This window comes from Aggregatibacter segnis, assembly GCF_003130075.1.
Lineage (GTDB): Bacteria > Pseudomonadota > Gammaproteobacteria > Enterobacterales > Pasteurellaceae > Aggregatibacter > Aggregatibacter segnis_A.
The window spans coordinates 150,601-167,350 of sequence record NZ_NRCW01000002.1 but is presented as its reverse complement, the minus strand read 5'-3'; the positions used below and the strand labels follow the sequence as shown (position 1 = coordinate 167,350).

The window sequence follows — 16,750 nt, the reverse complement described above, 5'->3', positions numbered from 1 at the left end:
CTTGATAAAAAGAAACCCCATTCAACGCTGAATGGGGTTTTGTTTTATGAGGTTAAAGTAACTGGAAAAACGTTTTGATTTTTTGACCGCACTTTTATGCTTTTTTGCTAGTATTTTTACGTCCTTTACGCCATTTCCAGACCAGATAGATTGCTAAAAGCGCAATTAAAATATAAATAATGGACTGTCCTTTTTTGATTTGTTCATGTAGCCAACCTAAGTTACTTGCTCCAAAATCACCTAGATAAACCCAAATTGGGACAGAAATAATGGCAGCGAAAAAATCCAACAAAAGAAAGCGAATGAAACTGACTCGACGGGTAATGCCGGCAACCATATAAATCGGTGCCCGTAGTCCCGGTAAGAAACGGGCGACAAATAAAACACGATTGCCATATTGTTCAAATTTGCTCCGAACCATACGCAAACGATCTAAGGTTAAAAAACGTCGAATAGGGCGAAAGCGTAAAATTTTTGTACCATAAATGCGTCCCAGCCAATACATGGTGCTATCACCTAAGAGGACGCCGAATAAACTCACAACCAACATAATATGTACGTTGGTATAACCTAAACCGGAAATAACGCCACCAGAAACCAAGGTAATGTCTTCGGGAATCGGCACCCCAAAGCCACAAATAATCAAAACAAACAGAACGGCAAAATAACCGTAATCACTAAAAAAACTAATTAAAAATTCCATCGAATACTCTTCAACTCAATAAAAAAATAACGCCCTATTGTAGCCCGTTTCTTAGCGTAATACCTAGGAAAATTAACAAGATTTTCGTTTGCTTTAGCGTCATGAATTCATTATAATGCACCACCTCAAAGTTCAAGCTTTGAGCAAATTTTGTGGAAATCGCTGGGTCGCCTGCGATTTTTTAATTTTAATCTTTACAAAAAGAGAACATAACAATGGCATTTAAATTTAACGCTGAAGTTCGTACAGCGCAAGGTAAGGGTGCGAGCCGCCGCCTGCGTCATAACGGTCAAATTCCTGCTATCGTTTACGGTGGTAGCGAAGCGCCGGTTTCTATCATCTTAAATCATGATGAAGTTAACAACGCTCAAGCACACGATTCATTCTATTCAGATGTGATTACTTTAGTTATCGATGGTAAAGAAGTTGCAGTAAAAGCACAAGCAATGCAACGTCATCCGTTCAAACCAAAATTGGTTCACGTTGACTTCAAACGCGTTTAATCATGAAAAAAACTCCGAAATTCTCGGAGTTTTTTTATATTTAAAAAGATTGAACGAATCATTACATGCTATGTCTAATGCCCCGTCTTTTGCTCGTAATAGAGTAATTTTCATCAACAATTAATAAGGATTTTTTATGAACAAATTTACAAAAATTAGCGCTACCGCATTATTGGCTCTTTTCTTAACAGCTTGTGATAAACCGGCTGATAAAGCACCAGAAACGAAAGCGGAAGCAGCGCAAATACAAGCTGTATCAGAAGTAAAAGTAGATGAAAAAGGTGATTATCAAAAATTAGTTGATTGGAACAAGGCGCAAGAACAAACACAGTTACAATCACAACAAAAATTCCAACAAGATTTGGTGGCTGCAGTTCAAGCTCAAGATGAGAAAAAAGTGAAAGAAGCGATTGAAACATTTAATCAATCAGTAAAAGATACAATTACAAGCTTAGATGCATTAGATGTAAAAGCCGAATCAATTAAATCTATCAAAGAGCAAACAAAAAATGTATTAAGCTTGGCGAGTGGTTTATTGGTTGATCAGGCTAATATGAGTTTCACTAACCCGACACAAACACCAGAACAACAAAAAGCTTATGCTGAAAAAGCTGAAGCATTAAGAAATGCGATGGCCGAGTTACAAAAACAAAGTGTCAAATTAGAACAAAAATTTAATCCTGCACCGGTAGCAGAGTCAGCACAAGAAGCAAAATAATATTCTGACTTATTTATCTAAGGCTTGGTAATTCAAATAACGAATATATAAAAACAAAAACCACCTTCTGTTGAGGGTGGTTTTTTTATTTAATCTGATTTTGAAAAACTGCTAGAATAGTGCTGTCGCTTACTTCTTTGAATCATCCTATGTTATCAAAAACCTTGCCTTTATTATTTTTACTACCAACGGTTGCCGTTGCGCAATCTTATGTTGTGTATGACTTTACCCACAATAAAATATTGGAAAGTAGCTCACCTCATAGCGTACGTCCCATTGCTTCTGTGACAAAATTAATGACGGCAAATGTGTTTTTAGAACATAACAAAAATGCCCGTTGTACAGCCTCAATTACCGCTGAAGATGCGGACCACATCAAAGGCACAAGCACGAAATTACCCAGATATACCCCTATCTCTTGCAACGAATTATTGAAAGCGATGTTGGTGCATTCTGATAATTATGCTGCACATGCTTTGTCCCGTTCAGCCGGTATGAGCCGTCAACAATTCATCAAAAAAATGAATGATAAGGCGAGAGCGCTTGGTATGACCTCAACTCATTTTAGCGACAGTTCAGGTTTATCTAACAGTAATGTGTCCAGCGTGATGGATTTGGTGAAGCTAGCTAAATATTCTTTAAATAACGCGGAAATTAAACGTCTTTCTAATATCTCTTCCACCTATATCCAAACAGGAAAGCGCAATATTTTTGTGAAGAACACCAATAAACTCGTGCGTGACGAAATGTTTAGTGCGGCTATCAATAAAACCGGCTATATCCGCGAATCAGGATACAATTTGGTGTTCGTCAATAAAGAGCCTTGCAATCGAGCCACCATCGGCGTGATAAGCCTCAATAATATCTCCTCTGCGTATCGTTCCAGCTTTACCAAAAGCAAATTGGAAAAATACGGTTGTACCGCGTTAAATAGCAAAGTATTGAGAGATTTCGTAGAGGATATGCAATATGAAGAAGGCTATGATGAAGAGGGTATGAATGAATTAATCAAAAAAGTGGCAGGTTAATCTAAAGATAAGTTTTATCTGAAAAACCATTGTTTTTTTTGACCGCACTTTCCATTTTCAAGCTGTTAGAAAAGGCAAATTCCTGTATAATTCCCGCAATTTTTTGTTGAAATAAACCTGTTGTGAGAACCCTCATGCTTGACACATCACAAACCATTCCCGAACTGGTCTCCTGGGCGAAAGAACGTGAGTTTTCCTTAAATTTGCCGACAGAACGCTTGGCATTTTTACTGGCGATTGCCATTTATAATAATGAACGTTTTGACGGCGAAATGCTAGAAGCCGACTTAGTCGATATTTTCCGTCACATTTCCACCGCCTTTGAACAATCTCAAGAAACAATAGCCGTTCGCGCGAATAACGCTATTAATGAACTGGTTAAACAACGTTTTCTTAACCGTTTTAGCAGTGAATTTACCGAAGGTTTAGCGATTTATCGCTTAACGCCGTTGGGTGTTGGTGTATCCGATTATTACATTCGTCAACGTGAATTTTCAGCCTTACGTCTTTCCGTTCAACTTTCCATTGTTGCTGATGAAATCCAACGTGCCTCTGATGCCGCTGAAGAAGACGGCGATGAGCATTATTGGCGTCGCAATGTGTTTGCGCCGTTGAAATATTCTGTCGCAGAAATTTTTGACAGCATTGATTTGTCACAACGCGTGATGGATGAAAATCAACAAAGCATTAAAGAAGATATCGCCGCCTTGTTAACCAAAGATTGGCAAGCAGCAATTTCTAGCTGTGAACAATTATTAGATGAAACCTCCGGCAATTTACGGGAACTCCAAGACACCTTAAATGCTGCCGGTGACAAATTACAGGCACAATTATTACGCATTCAAGATTGTGTGATCGGTCGCCAAGAATTGTATTTTATCGAACAACTAATCATTGATTTGCAAGCCAAGCTAGACCGCATTATCAGTTGGGGACAACAAGCTATCGATTTGTGGATCGGCTACGACCGCCACGTGCATAAATTTATCCGTACCGCCATTGATATGGATAAGAACCGTGTCTTTTCCCAACGTTTACGCAATTCTATTCACCATTATTTCGACAACCCTTGGTTCTTATGGACAGCACAAGCAGAGCGTTTAGTGGATTTACGCGATGAAGAATTAGCACTACGTGAAGAAGATGCCTTGGGCGAACTGCCGGAAGAATTACAATTTGAGTCTTTAGCCGATATTCGCGAAAAAATCGTCGAACACATGCAAGGCTTATTAATTGATTACCGCGAAGAAAATCGTCCGATTAATTTAAGTTTAGTGTTGAAGCAACAATTAGAAAATTATCCTTTGACACAACATTTTGATGTAGCGCGAATTATCGTGGATCAGGCTGTGCGTTTAGGTATTGCAGGCGATGACTTGGCTGGTATCTATCCGCATTGGACGGAAATTAACGATTACGGCGCAGAAGTTCAAGCGCATATCATTGATAAATATTAAAAGTGCGGTCGAAAATCCACGCGTTTTTTGAGTCGTATCTATCGCACGAATAAGACAATAACAGAGCAATTCAGTTAGAGAAAAAAATAATGACAGACAACCTTCAAGATGTAATTTCACCGAAATTGGCAGCTGCCATTGCCAACCCGTTATTTCCTGCTGTGGACAGCCAGTTGCGTTCCGGTAAACATATCGGCACAGAACATTTGGATAACCACGCTTTTTTACTTGATTTTCAAACGGAACTGGATCTGTTTTATCGTCGCTATAATGTCGAACTGATTCGTGCGCCAGAAGGTTTTTTCTATTTACGCCCGAAAGCGACAACACTCATTGCCCGTTCTGTGTTAACTGAATTGGAAATGTTAGTGGGTAAGGTGTTGTGTTATTTGTATTTAAGCCCGGAGCGACTAGCTCAACAAGGCATTTTTAGTACTCAGGAAGTGTATGACGAATTGCTGAATTTAGCGGATGAAGGCAAGTTACTGAAAGCGGTGAATCAACGTTCCAGTGGTTCCGATTTGGATAAACAAAAATTAGCAGAAAAAGTACGTGCGGCAATCGGTCGTTTGCGCCGTTTAGGCATGATTTATACCGTAGGCGAACCGAACAGCGGCAAATTTACTATTTCTGAATCGGTATTCCGTTTCGGCGCAGAAGTGCGTGCCGGAGATGATCCGATTGAAGCACAATTACGCTTAATTCGCGATGGTGAAGCGGCAACGCCACAATCTTTACAAGCTGAAAAAGCAGCATTACAACGCGATACAGAAAGCACTGAAAACGATACTGACGTTGAAGACGAATTCGTAGAAGAGGAACAAGAATAATGACTGAAGAATTATCCCTGGAAAATGAAGTAATGGATATAGCATCCTCTGATGTAGCGCCGGTTATCTTTAACCAAAACAGTGGGGTAGAACGCGGTAAATTCTGTTCTCTAACGCTCATCAACTGGAACGGTTTCTTTGCCCGTACCTTTGATTTAGACGAATTGGTGACCACACTTTCCGGTGGTAATGGTGCCGGTAAATCTACGACCATGGCCGGATTTGTGACAGCGTTGATTCCGGACTTAACCTTGTTGCATTTTCGTAATACCACGGAAGCAGGTGCAACAAGCGGTTCTCGTGATAAAGGTTTGCATGGTAAATTGCGTCCTGGCGTTTGTTACGCGGCGTTGGATACCATCAACTCCCGTCATCAACGGATTATCGTTGGTGTACGTCTGCAACAAGTGGCAGGGCGTGATAAAAAAGTGGATTTAAAAACCTTTTCTATTCAAGGCGTAGAATTGTCTGTCAATCCGACCGCACTTTTCACCGAAACCATTAACGAACGCCAAGCGCGCGTACTGACCTTAAATGAACTAAAAGATAAGGTTGAGCAGAGCGGCGCCCAATTTAAACAATATCATTCCATCACTGATTACCACGGCATGATGTTTGATTTGGGGATTATTCCAAAACGTTTACGTTCTTCTTCAGACCGCAGCAAATTCTATAAACTTATCGAAGCCTCTTTATACGGCGGTATTTCCAGTGCCATTACCCGTTCATTACGGGATTATTTATTGCCGGAAAATCTTGGTGTGAAAAAAGCCTTCCAAGACATGGAAAGTGCTTTACGTGAAAACCGTATGACGTTGGAAGCCATTAAAGTCACCCAAGCAGACCGCGATTTATTCAAGCATTTAATCACCGAATCCACCAATTATGTGGCGGCGGATTATATGCGAAATGCCAACGAGCGTCGTGGCAACATTGAAACCGCATTAAATTTCCGTCAGGAGTGGTATAAAGCCAAATCTGAACAGGATTTATCGCAACATCGTTTGGTTGAATTAAGTCGTGAAGCCGCCGAATTGGCAGAAAATGAAAGAATTCTGGAAGTCGATCATCAAAGCGCGCTTGATCACCTGAATTTGGTGTTAAATGCGTTACGTCATCAGGAAAAAATTTCTCGTTATCAAGAAGATGTTAACGAACTGACTGAGCGCTTGGAAGAGCAAAAAATGGTGGTTGAAACTGCTAACGAACAACTGGAAGAAAGTCAGGCGCAATTTGAACAAACAGAACAAGAAGTTGACAACTTGCGTTCCCAATTAGCAGATTATCAGCAAGCTCTTGATGCACAACAAACCCGTGCATTGCAATATCAGCAAGCCATTCAAGCCTTAGAAAAAGCCAAGACCTTGTGTGGATTAGCCGATTTAGCTGTGAAAAATGTAGATGTGTATCACGAAGAATTTGAAGCGCAAGCGGAAGTATTGACGGATAAAGTACTTGAGTTAGAGCAAAAAATGTCTATTTCCGAGGCGGCGAAAACGCAATTTGATAAAGCGTATCAATTGGTTTGCAAAATTGCCGGTGAGGTGCCACGTTCTGCCGCATGGGAAAGTGCCAAAGAGTTGTTACGCGAATATCCGACACAAAAACTTCAAGCACAACAAACGCCGCAATTACGCGCTAAGTTACATGAATTAGAACAACGTTTAAATCAACAACAAAGTGCGGTGAGATTATTAAACGATTTTAATCAACGTGCGAATCAAAGCTTAGAAACGGCGGATGAATTGGAAGCGTTCTATGGCGATCAAGAAGCCTTAATTGAAGATTTATCCGCCGAACTTTCCGAGTTGGTTGAACAACGTTCAACGCTACGTCAAAAACGTGAAAATTTGACCGCACTTTATGATGAAAACGCCCGTAAAGCACCGGCTTGGCTAACCGCTCAAGCCGCATTGGAACGCTTGCAGGAGCAAAGTGGAGAAGAATTCGCAGACAGTCAGGATGTGATGAATTTCATGCAATCACAGCTGACCAAAGAGCGCGAATTGACCATGGCACGCGACCAACTTGAGCTTCAACGTCAGCAATTAGATGAGCAAATTAGCCGTTTAAGTCAGCCGGATGGTTCGGAAGATGCCCGTTTGAATGTGCTGGCAGAACGTTTCGGTGGCGTGTTGCTGTCTGAATTATACGATGATGTGCCGATCGAAGACGCGCCTTATTTCTCAGCCTTATACGGCCCAGCACGCCACGCTATTGTGGTGCGTGATTTGAATGCGGTGAAAGAGCAACTCGCTAATTTGGAAGATTGTCCGGAAGATTTGTATTTAATTGAGGGCGATCCGGCGGCCTTTGATGACAGCGTACTTTCCGCGCAAGAGTTGGCGCTTGGTGTGGTTGTTCAGGTGTCCGATCGTGAATTGCGTTATTCCAAATTCCCTGAAATTCCGTTGTTCGGCCGTGCGGCTCGTGAAAAACATTTGGAAGAATTACAGGCTAAACGTGAGGAAGTGGCGGAGCAGTATGCACAGCGTGCTTTTGACGTGCAAAAATGTCAGCGTTTACATGAACATTTCAGTCAGTTTGTTGGCCTGCATTTAGCCTTGGCATTCCAAGCCAATCCGGAACAACTGATGGCGCAGACCAATCAACAACGCAATGAAATTGAACGCGAGCTTAATCAATTGGTGATCGGCGAGCAACAAATTCGTCTTCGTTTAGATGATGCGAAAGAAAGAATGCAGTTGTTGAATAAATTAATTCCGCAATTGCCATTATTGGCTGATGATAGCTTAACTGATCGCATTGAAGAATGCCGTGAGCAATTAGATTTGGCAGAGCAGGATGAATTATTTATCCGTCAGCACGGCGTCACGTTGTCACAATTAGAGCCGATTGCTAATACGTTGCAAAGCGATCCGGAAAATTACGAGCACTTAAAAGCCGATTATGAACAAGCCATTCAGCTACAAAAACAAGTGCAACAAAAAGTCTTTGCCTTGGCAGATGTCGTGCAACGCAAAGCGCATTTCAATTATGCGGAAAGCGTACAAACGGAAACCTCTGAATTAAACGAACAGTTACGCGCGCGTTTAGAACAAATGCAGCAACAACGTGAAATTCAGCGTGAACAATTACGTCAGGTTCAAGCGCAATATGCTCAGTACAATCAAGTGTTGATTCAATTGCAAAGTTCTTTCAACAGTAAAAATCAAATGTTGCAGGAATTAATGCAAGAGATTGGTGAGTTGGGTGTGCGTGCTGATGAAGGCGCGGAAGAGCGTGCCAAAATTCGTCGTGACGAGTTATATCAACAACTTTCTACTAATCGCCAACGCCGTTCTTACATTGAAAAACAACTTACTCTTATCGAAAGTGAAGCTGAAAATCTGACTCGTCGTATTCGTAAAGCAGAACGTGATTATAAAACCCAGCGTGAGTTGGTGACGGCGGCTAAAATGAGCTGGTGTGTGGTGCTTCGTTTATCCCGTAATTCTGATGTAGAAAAACGTTTAAATCGTCGTGAATTAGCCTATTTATCCGCAGATGAATTACGTTCCATGTCGGATAAAGCGCTAGGTGCGTTGCGTACAGCGGTTGCTGACAACGAATATCTGCGTGATGCTTTGCGTTTATCAGAAGATAGCCGTAAACCGGAAAATAAAGTGCGGTTCTTTATCGCTGTATATCAACATCTGCGCGAACGTATTCGTCAGGATATTCTGAAAACCGATGACCCGATTGATGCAATTGAACAAATGGAAATCGAGCTTTCCCGCTTAACGGAAGAATTGACCAGTCGTGAACAAAAATTGGCGATCAGTTCTGAAAGTGTGGCGAATATCATGCGTAAAACCATTCAACGTGAACAAAATCGCATCCGCATGCTGAATCAAGGCCTGCAAAATATCGCCTTTGGTCAGGTGAAATCAGTGCGTTTAGTGGTGAATATTCGGGATACGCACGCCATGTTGTTGGATGCGTTATCCGGCAATCAGTCGGATTATCAAGATCTGTTCAGCGATAATCGCATGACTTTCTCTGAGGCCATTGCGAAGCTGTATCAACGCCTCAATCCGCATATTGATGTAGGGCAACGTACTGCGCAAACCATCGGTGAGGAATTATTGGATTACCGTAATTACCTTGACTTAGAAGTGGAAGTGTATCGTGGCGCAGATGGTTGGTTGCGCGCAGAAAGCGGCGCATTATCCACCGGGGAAGCTATTGGTACCGGTATGTCCATCCTCTTAATGGTGGTACAAAGCTGGGAAGAAGAAAGCCGTCGTATTCGCGGCAAAGACATCGTGCCGTGCCGTTTATTATTCCTAGATGAAGCGGCTCGTCTTGATGCGAAATCCATTTCTACTTTGTTTGAGCTATGCGAACGCCTGGATATGCAACTATTGATTGCTGCACCGGAAAACATCAGCCCGGAAAAAGGCACTACCTATAAACTGGTGCGTAAAATCGCCGGTAATCACGAACACGTTCATGTGGTCGGATTACGAGGATTCGGCGCAACAGAGTAGTTTAATAAATAAAAAAGTGCGGTTAAAAAATGAAGTGTTTTTTGACCGCACTTTATTTCGTTAAAAGGAAAATTAAATGCACAATCTCATTATCGCTGTTCTCTGTAGCGTTGCGGTGTCTGTATTATTAAAAGTTGCCCGTAAACGTAATATCGCTATTCAGCAAGCCATTGCCTTTAATTATATTGTGGCGTTGTCACTTAGTTGGTTTTTATTGAAACCGGATTTCAAAGGGCTTGAGTTTACTGACTTTATCGCACAAAGCGAAAATACGCCGATTTTCTTAGCATTAGGTATTTTATTACCAAGCGTGTTTATTATTATGTCCAAAGCCGTAGAATTTGCCGGTATTGTACGTTCTGATGCAGCACAACGCTTATCCTTATTTTTACCCATTCTCGCTGCGTTTTTAATCTTCCATGAAACCCTAAGTCAATCAAAAGTCGTTGGTATTGTGTTGGCATTTGTCGGGTTGTTTTGCCTTTTAAGCAAACCGAATCAACAAAGTGCGGTCGATTTTCGAGGTGTTTTAGGCTTAATCGGCGTGTGGTTTGGTTATGGCATCATCGATATTTTGTTTAAACAAGTAGCGAAAAGCGGGGGAGCATTCCCTACGACGCTATTCATTGCGTTTTCCTTGGCTGCCTGCATTATGTTTATTTACTTGTTATTCAAACGAACTCAATGGAATGTCGCAAGTTTTGTGGGCGGCATTGTTTTAGGTGTGCTGAATTTCTTCAATATTCTGTTTTATATTAAAGCTCACCAGAGTTTTGGTTCGAATCCGACATTAGTTTTTGCCGGCATGAACATTGGGGTGATTTGTTTAGGTACGATTACCGGCGCATTAATTTTTAAAGAAAAAATCAGTAAAGTTAACTGGTTAGGCATTGTATTCAGCTTGTGTGCAATTTTCTGTTTGTATTATCTCGATAAAATCTTGGCTTAAATTTGAGAAAAACGATGGCAAAAAACGATTTTAGCTTTTTCATTTACGACTATGAAAGTTTTGGTGTCAATCCGGCAACCGATCGCCCGGCGCAATTTGGCGGCATTCGTACAGATGCCGATTTTAATATTATCGGCGAGCCCGTTGTGTTGTATTGCAAGCAAACCAACGATTATTTGCCTGCTCCGGAAGCGGTGTTAGTGACAGGCATTACACCACAGGAGTGTAATGAAAAAGGCCTACCGGAACCGAATTTTGCCGCTCGAATTTTACAGGAATTCAGCCAACCAAATACCTGTGTCATGGGCTTTAATAATATTCGTTATGACGATGAAATGACACGCTATACCTTTTATCGTAATTTTATTGATCCTTATGAATATAGCTGGAAAAACGGTAATTCCCGTTGGGATTTATTGGATTTAGTGCGTGCGTGTTATGCCTTGCGTCCCGATGGCGTTGAGTGGCCTTTAGATGATGAAGGCATGCCGAGTTTTCGTTTGGAAAAACTGACGGAAGCGAATGGAATAGAACATACCAATGCTCATGACGCCATGTCCGATGTGTATGCCACCATTGAAATGGCAAAATTAATTAAGCAAAAACAGCCGAAGTTATTTCAATATTTCTTTGAAAATCGTGGAAAAAAAGAGATTGAAAAGCTCATTAATACCGCAGAAATGACACCGTTAGTGCATGTATCTGGAATGTTAGGAAATTACCGCGGAAATACGACATTAATTGCCCCTTTAGCTTGGCACCCAACGAATAAAAATGCGGTGATTGCGTGCGATTTAACGGCCAATATTGATGATCTACTGACAAAATCGGTAGAGGAGTTGCGTGAAAATCTTTATACGAAGAAAGAAACGTTGTTAGAGGCCGGAGTGCTTCCTGTTCCGTTAAAGCTCATTCATATCAATAAATGTCCTATTGTAGCGCCGGAAAAAACCTTATTGTCTCAAAATGCTGAACGTTTAGGGATTGATCGAGCGTTATGCGAGAAAAATCAACAGCGTTTGTTGGCATCTAAGGATATTCGTCAAAAAGTCATGGATATTTTTCAGCAAGATCGCGAGTTTGAAGCATCTGATAATGTTGAAACTGAACTTTATAATGGCTTTTTTAGTGATGCCGATAAAAACAATATGGCGATTTTACGCACTTTGGATCCCGAAAAGCTCGCTGAACATAATCTGAGCTTTCAAGACCCAAGAATCCCTCAATTGTTGTTTCATTATCGCGCCAGACATTTTTATCGCACATTAAACCGAGCTGAACAAATTAAATGGCAAAAATATTGCCGGAAAAAATTAGAGGCTGAAATTTTGCGATTTGAGCAAAGCCTTCAAGAGTTAGCTGCACAAAATGAGAACAATGAAGAAAACCTCACTTTATTACGAAAAATTTATGAATATGGCAATAAGATAATTGATTAGAAAGTGCGGTCAAATTTTTTAAAGTTTTTTTAACAGAAGAAAAGAGACAACGTCACTAAACATTTAAAACACATCACGAAAAATGGTGTGTTTTTTTATTATAGCCAGCCAAAGTCTGGCTATAAAAACCATACGCTATGCGTATGGAGCCAAATAGCTTAAGCGATGAACAGAAAAAAAAATCCTCGCTATATAATGAACAAGGCTGGCAACCGAAATCAACATATAGGACGATTATTAACCCCTTGTAGCGTGCAACTTGTTGCACGAATAATTAACCTCGATGTGTAATTCAAGATTTCATGAGTAGCGTGCATATTGATACACGACGAAATTACGCACGGAACGTTATTTAATTCTTTCGGACATTCATGATTTCGTGCAACAAGTTGCACGCTACGATTCACTAAAATAGTTATATGAAAATAAACACGGTAACCAGTTTCACAAGCCCTTTGAGGGGCTTGTGAAGTATAGACCCTTATAGGAGGGAAGCCTAAAAACCGCACGTTTTACGTGCGGATTGTTATTTGTCTAATTTTTAAAAACTCAAGATAGGAGGGGAAATCGTTAAAAACACTTCAGATTTAACGTAGCGTTACCAATATATATAGCATTATTTTCACAATGCGTTAAATATCGATACCAATAAAAGAAAAACGATAGTAGATTCATTTTGGATGCGCTTTAGCGCATTTTTAAACATATTAATCATATCCATAATCCCTTTGCAATTAATTTACATATCAACCCATCAGTCTATAACTTTAGTTTTCTATTTGTTACATACCTTATCAACTCTAGATTTCATCATATTTAACTAGTGAGAGTGACTTGTGCATAACTATGTGATTTTCTTAATCCGTAGCTTTCGCTTACCTTATAACTAATTTCGCATAATGCATATTATGTTAAATAATAAATAGTATTTGTCACATTCAGATATTAAGGATAATCTACTTTGAAGCTATATCGCTTTGATGCGTAATTCTATAAAAAACATTAAATTTTCATGTTTTCTATTTATCCAGTATTTTGGATTTAATAAGTGATAGCAAAAAACTTTGGAAATCTGCGATTCTCTTTCCAACACCTCATCATTTCTCTAGAGAATTTGAGCAAAGGCGATATTGATAACTCATTTCATTAAATCTAACCAAATGAGAATGATTTTACTTATAAAATCCTTTTTAAATTAATGGGTTACAATAAAAATCAATAAAATAAAATTGACCATTCTCAATAATATGAGTAAAATTCATCCGCAAATACAAATTTTGTATTGTGATACATCTATTAACCGTATTAAGGAAAGGAGTTAGTTATGCTAAGTAAGTCAATTACAGCAAAATTAAACGAACAAATTAATCTTGAGTTCTATTCATCAAATGTCTATTTGCAAATGAGTGCATGGTGCCATAAACATGGTTATGAAGGCGCTGCAGCATTTTTACTTCGTCATGCCGATGAAGAATTGGAACATATGCAAAAGTTGTTTACTTATGTGAACGAAACCAGTGGAATGCCTTTGTTAGGTAAAATTGACGCTCCTAAACACGATTACGCTTCATTAAAAGAAGTTTTTGAAACAACACTTGAACACGAAAAACTAGTGACATCTAAAATTAATGAGTTAGTTGAAAGTACTTTTGCAGAAAAGGATTACTCTACTTTTAACTTCTTACAATGGTATGTGGCTGAACAGCATGAAGAAGAAAAATTATTTAACAGTATTGTTGATAAATTCAAACTTCTTGGTGAAAGTGGCACAGCGCTCTACTACATTGATCGTGAATTAAAAACTTTATAAGAATAGGAGAAATAAAATGTTATCAAATAGCGTGATTAAACTATTAAATGATCAAATGAATTTAGAGTTTTATTCTTCTAACTTATATTTACAAATGAGTGCCTGGTGCGAACAACAAGGTTTCGAGGGAGCTGCAAAATTTTTATCAGAGCATGCGGCTGAAGAAATGCAGCATATGCGTAAACTCTTCACTTATTTAAATGAGACCGGCGCTTTGGCTATCATCACACAAATTGATGAACCACCTCATCAATTTTCATCATTGAAACAAGTACTTGAATTAACTTATGAACATGAAAAGTTAATTACCTCTAAAATCAATGAATTAGTTGGTAGAACTTTTGAAGAGAAAGACTACTCTGCCTTTAACTTCTTACAATGGTATGTGGCTGAACAACATGAAGAAGAAAAATTATTCAGTGGCATTTTGGATAAATTAAATCTTCTTGGTGAAGATGGTAAAGGTTTATTCTTAGTTGATAAAGATTTAGGTGCATTAGCAATAAACAACTAATCAAGTCTGATGAAAAAGGCTAAGTCATTATCGATTTAGCTTTTTTTATATCAAAAATCTAGCTACTCTTTTCTAAAAGTGCGGTGCTTTTTTCAGGTGTTTTTGAAGGATATTGAGATTGTTGGTTGGTTTCATAATGAAATGTACGATAAAAAAACGCAATAAGTAGAATGATTAGTGCCAGTAAAATTTGAATTAAGCGTTTTTTAGTTAGTTTTTCAGCAGCCATACTTCCTCACCAATGTTTGTACTTTTTAAATTAATAATTTAGTGGTATTATTGAGATAGATCAATTTTACACGATTCTTTTCCATTTTTCTGGAATTTGGGGAATAAATGAAAATTTTACCGACTGAAACAAAATTAGGACGTCGAGTTCAATCTGGTGGATGCGCAATCCATTGTCAAAATTGTAGCATTAGTCAGCTATGTATTCCTTTTACTTTAAATGAACATGAATTAGATCAATTAGATAATATCATTGAACGTAAAAAACCTATCCAGAAATCTCAAGTGCTTTTCAAAGCAGGTGATGAACTTACATCACTCTATGCTATTCGCTCTGGTACGATTAAATCTTACACAATTAGTGAAACCGGTGAAGAACAAATTACGTCTTTTCATTTGCCAGGAGATTTAGTTGGTTTTGATGCAATTATGAACATGCAACATCCAAGTTTTGCTCAAGCCCTGGAAACCGCTATGGTGTGCGAAATTCCATTTGATATTTTGGATGATTTATCCGGCAAAATGCCGAAATTACGCCAACAAATTATGCGTTTAATGAGTAATGAAATTAAAAGTGATCAAGAAATGATTTTATTACTCTCAAAAATGAATGCTGAAGAACGCCTTGCCGCTTTTATTTATAATTTATCACAACGCTATTCTGCACGCGGTTTTTCCGCTCGAGAATTTCGTTTAACGATGACACGTGGCGATATCGGTAATTATCTCGGTCTCACCGTTGAAACAATCAGTCGTTTACTTGGCCGTTTCCAAAAACTAGGTGTTTTGTCTGTGCAAGGAAAATACATTACGATTAGCAATATGGCAGAGTTAATCGATCTATCCGGCACTAATAAAACTAAAATCAAAATGGTTATCTAATTCTTCCCTTTCCGGCGCATAAAATTGCGCCGGATGCCTTTTTAAGTCTCTCTCCTTGTCATTTATTCAAGAATGTTCTACCCTATTTATAACCAATAAATGGAGGTTGTACATGAAATTCAATAACATACTGGTGGTTTTAAATCCTGAAAATGACAAACAATATGCCCTTGCTAGAGCTGTTCGTTTGGCGCAAGAGCAAAAAAGCCAATCCCCAGTAAAAATAACTCTTTTCCTCGCAATTTACGATTTATCTTATGAAATGTCAGCGCTACTTTCTTCAGAAGAACGCTCAGAAATGCATAAAAATGTCATTGAGCAACGTAAATTAGCCATCCAGCCCTACATTGAAAAATATGCTTCTGATGGAATTGAATTTGCCACAACCGTTGTTTGGAACAGCAATGAGGCAGAAGCCATTGCCACTGAAGTAGAAAATCAAGGATATGATTTGGTCGTGAAATACACTAAAGCGGAAGAAAGCCTGACATCATTAATCGTGACGCCGGTTGACTGGCAATTACTGCGTAAATGTCCAGTACCTATTCTCGTAGTGAAAGATGGCGATTGGAAACATCAACGCCGGGTTTTGGTTGCAGTCAACGTATCTGATGATGAAAATGAAGCGCATAGCTCGTTTAATGATGAATTAGTCTCATTAAGTATGGATTTAGCGGCGTCTTTAGATCGTGGCAATGTTCATCTTGTTACCGCTTATCCACCAACGCCAATCAATATGGCCATAGATTTACCGGAGTTTAGTTCGGGCGAATACAATAGTGGCTTGCGTGGACAATACTTGATTAACATGAAAGCATTGCGCCAAAAATACGGTATTAATGACGATCATACCCATGTAGTTGAAGGCTTCCCGGAAGATGTGATTCCGCAAATTGCTAAAAAAATCGAAGCTGAACTCGTAATTTTAGGCACCATTGGTAGAACCGGGTTTTCTGCTGCATTTTTAGGGAATACCGCAGAACATGTCATTAGCAAACTAAACTGCAATTTATTAGCTATTAAGCCATCAAAGAAAGAGAATTAATTTAATCGCTTTCAGCTTAATGATTTTTTCTTATTGCAGAAAAATTATGGGTATTCTGATAAAACAAAAACCACCTCTATAGGTGGTTTTTTAATAATAAAAGTGCGGTCTAAAATTTAACTGTTTTTTTAGACCGCACTTTTAACTTTCA

General features: G+C 39.1%; 14 protein-coding genes. 12 read left to right on the top strand and 2 right to left on the bottom strand.

What is annotated here, in order from left to right; genetic code table 11:
- Positions 1–94 precede the first annotated feature (94 nt).
- Positions 95–703 carry a DedA family protein gene (locus DK415_RS02710; protein ID WP_109432346.1) on the bottom strand — a complete coding sequence of 203 codons (609 nt, stop codon included), beginning with the start codon at positions 701–703 and terminating at the stop codon, positions 95–97.
- Positions 704–918: 215 nt separating this feature from the next.
- Here DK415_RS02710 and rplY point away from each other — a divergent pair, with 215 nt between their 5' ends.
- The 10 genes from rplY (at position 919) to ftnA (DK415_RS02660) (ending at position 14,444) form a co-directional block, all read left to right on the top strand.
- Entirely contained in the window at positions 919–1,206 is a 288-nt protein-coding gene (gene rplY / locus DK415_RS02705; RefSeq protein WP_109432345.1) for a 50S ribosomal protein L25, read from the top strand.
- 136 nt (positions 1,207–1,342) lie between these two features.
- Positions 1,343–1,924: a lipoprotein HlpB gene (locus DK415_RS02700; RefSeq protein WP_109432344.1), complete on the top strand. Its 582-nt coding sequence runs from the start codon at positions 1,343–1,345 to the stop codon at positions 1,922–1,924.
- A gap of 149 nt (positions 1,925–2,073) precedes the next feature.
- Positions 2,074–2,952, top strand: a complete 879-nt coding sequence (locus DK415_RS02695; RefSeq protein ID WP_109432343.1) for a D-alanyl-D-alanine carboxypeptidase family protein — start codon at positions 2,074–2,076, stop codon at positions 2,950–2,952.
- A gap of 134 nt (positions 2,953–3,086) precedes the next feature.
- Positions 3,087–4,409 (top strand): chromosome partition protein MukF, encoded by a 1,323-nt coding sequence (gene mukF, locus DK415_RS02690; protein ID WP_109432342.1) that lies wholly within the window; start codon positions 3,087–3,089, stop codon positions 4,407–4,409.
- Between the two features lie 89 nt (positions 4,410–4,498).
- Positions 4,499–5,239 (top strand): chromosome partition protein MukE, encoded by a 741-nt coding sequence (gene mukE, locus DK415_RS02685; protein WP_006718195.1) that lies wholly within the window; start codon positions 4,499–4,501, stop codon positions 5,237–5,239.
- The gene (mukB, locus tag DK415_RS02680; protein WP_109432341.1) at positions 5,239–9,732 is read left to right on the top strand and encodes a chromosome partition protein MukB; all 4,494 of its coding nucleotides are present in this window, start codon (positions 5,239–5,241) and stop codon (positions 9,730–9,732) included. The genes mukE and mukB overlap by 1 nt, the downstream gene beginning before the upstream one ends.
- 76 nt (positions 9,733–9,808) lie before the next feature.
- Entirely contained in the window at positions 9,809–10,681 is an 873-nt protein-coding gene (locus DK415_RS02675) for a DMT family transporter (protein ID WP_109432340.1), read from the top strand.
- Between the two features lie 14 nt (positions 10,682–10,695).
- The gene (gene sbcB, locus DK415_RS02670; RefSeq protein WP_109432339.1) at positions 10,696–12,120 is read left to right on the top strand and encodes an exodeoxyribonuclease I; all 1,425 of its coding nucleotides are present in this window, start codon (positions 10,696–10,698) and stop codon (positions 12,118–12,120) included.
- Between the two features lie 1,324 nt (positions 12,121–13,444).
- Positions 13,445–13,930 (top strand): non-heme ferritin, encoded by a 486-nt coding sequence (gene ftnA / locus DK415_RS02665; RefSeq protein WP_109432338.1) that lies wholly within the window; start codon positions 13,445–13,447, stop codon positions 13,928–13,930.
- Between the two features lie 16 nt (positions 13,931–13,946).
- On the top strand, positions 13,947–14,444 hold the full coding sequence (gene ftnA / locus DK415_RS02660) for a non-heme ferritin (protein WP_109432337.1): 498 nt from the start codon (positions 13,947–13,949) through the stop codon (positions 14,442–14,444).
- Positions 14,445–14,502: 58 nt separating this feature from the next.
- Here ftnA (DK415_RS02660) and DK415_RS09495 read toward each other — a convergent pair whose 3' ends face one another.
- On the bottom strand, positions 14,503–14,673 hold the full coding sequence (locus DK415_RS09495; protein WP_204098393.1) for a hypothetical protein: 171 nt from the start codon (positions 14,671–14,673) through the stop codon (positions 14,503–14,505).
- 107 nt (positions 14,674–14,780) lie between these two features.
- Between DK415_RS09495 and DK415_RS02655 the strand changes: the two genes are divergently transcribed.
- The gene (locus tag DK415_RS02655; RefSeq protein ID WP_109432336.1) at positions 14,781–15,554 is read left to right on the top strand and encodes an FNR family transcription factor; all 774 of its coding nucleotides are present in this window, start codon (positions 14,781–14,783) and stop codon (positions 15,552–15,554) included.
- Between the two features lie 112 nt (positions 15,555–15,666).
- On the top strand, positions 15,667–16,599 hold the full coding sequence (gene uspE, locus DK415_RS02650; RefSeq protein WP_109432335.1) for a universal stress protein UspE: 933 nt from the start codon (positions 15,667–15,669) through the stop codon (positions 16,597–16,599).
- Positions 16,600–16,750 lie beyond the last annotated feature (151 nt).

What these genes read in the sequence shown, in the direction of transcription:
- DK415_RS02710 (WP_109432346.1), bottom strand. Translation starts at nt 703, where the DNA reads ATGGAATTTTTAATTAGTTTTTTTAGTGATTACGGTTATTTTGCCGTT.
- rplY (WP_109432345.1), top strand. Translation starts at nt 919, where the DNA reads ATGGCATTTAAATTTAACGCTGAAGTTCGTACAGCGCAAGGTAAGGGT.
- DK415_RS02700 (WP_109432344.1), top strand. Translation starts at nt 1,343, where the DNA reads ATGAACAAATTTACAAAAATTAGCGCTACCGCATTATTGGCTCTTTTC.
- DK415_RS02695 (WP_109432343.1), top strand. Translation starts at nt 2,074, where the DNA reads ATGTTATCAAAAACCTTGCCTTTATTATTTTTACTACCAACGGTTGCC.
- mukF (WP_109432342.1), top strand. Translation starts at nt 3,087, where the DNA reads ATGCTTGACACATCACAAACCATTCCCGAACTGGTCTCCTGGGCGAAA.
- mukE (WP_006718195.1), top strand. Translation starts at nt 4,499, where the DNA reads ATGACAGACAACCTTCAAGATGTAATTTCACCGAAATTGGCAGCTGCC.
- mukB (WP_109432341.1), top strand. Translation starts at nt 5,239, where the DNA reads ATGACTGAAGAATTATCCCTGGAAAATGAAGTAATGGATATAGCATCC.
- DK415_RS02675 (WP_109432340.1), top strand. Translation starts at nt 9,809, where the DNA reads ATGCACAATCTCATTATCGCTGTTCTCTGTAGCGTTGCGGTGTCTGTA.
- sbcB (WP_109432339.1), top strand. Translation starts at nt 10,696, where the DNA reads ATGGCAAAAAACGATTTTAGCTTTTTCATTTACGACTATGAAAGTTTT.
- ftnA (WP_109432338.1), top strand. Translation starts at nt 13,445, where the DNA reads ATGCTAAGTAAGTCAATTACAGCAAAATTAAACGAACAAATTAATCTT.
- ftnA (WP_109432337.1), top strand. Translation starts at nt 13,947, where the DNA reads ATGTTATCAAATAGCGTGATTAAACTATTAAATGATCAAATGAATTTA.
- DK415_RS09495 (WP_204098393.1), bottom strand. Translation starts at nt 14,673, where the DNA reads ATGGCTGCTGAAAAACTAACTAAAAAACGCTTAATTCAAATTTTACTG.
- DK415_RS02655 (WP_109432336.1), top strand. Translation starts at nt 14,781, where the DNA reads ATGAAAATTTTACCGACTGAAACAAAATTAGGACGTCGAGTTCAATCT.
- uspE (WP_109432335.1), top strand. Translation starts at nt 15,667, where the DNA reads ATGAAATTCAATAACATACTGGTGGTTTTAAATCCTGAAAATGACAAA.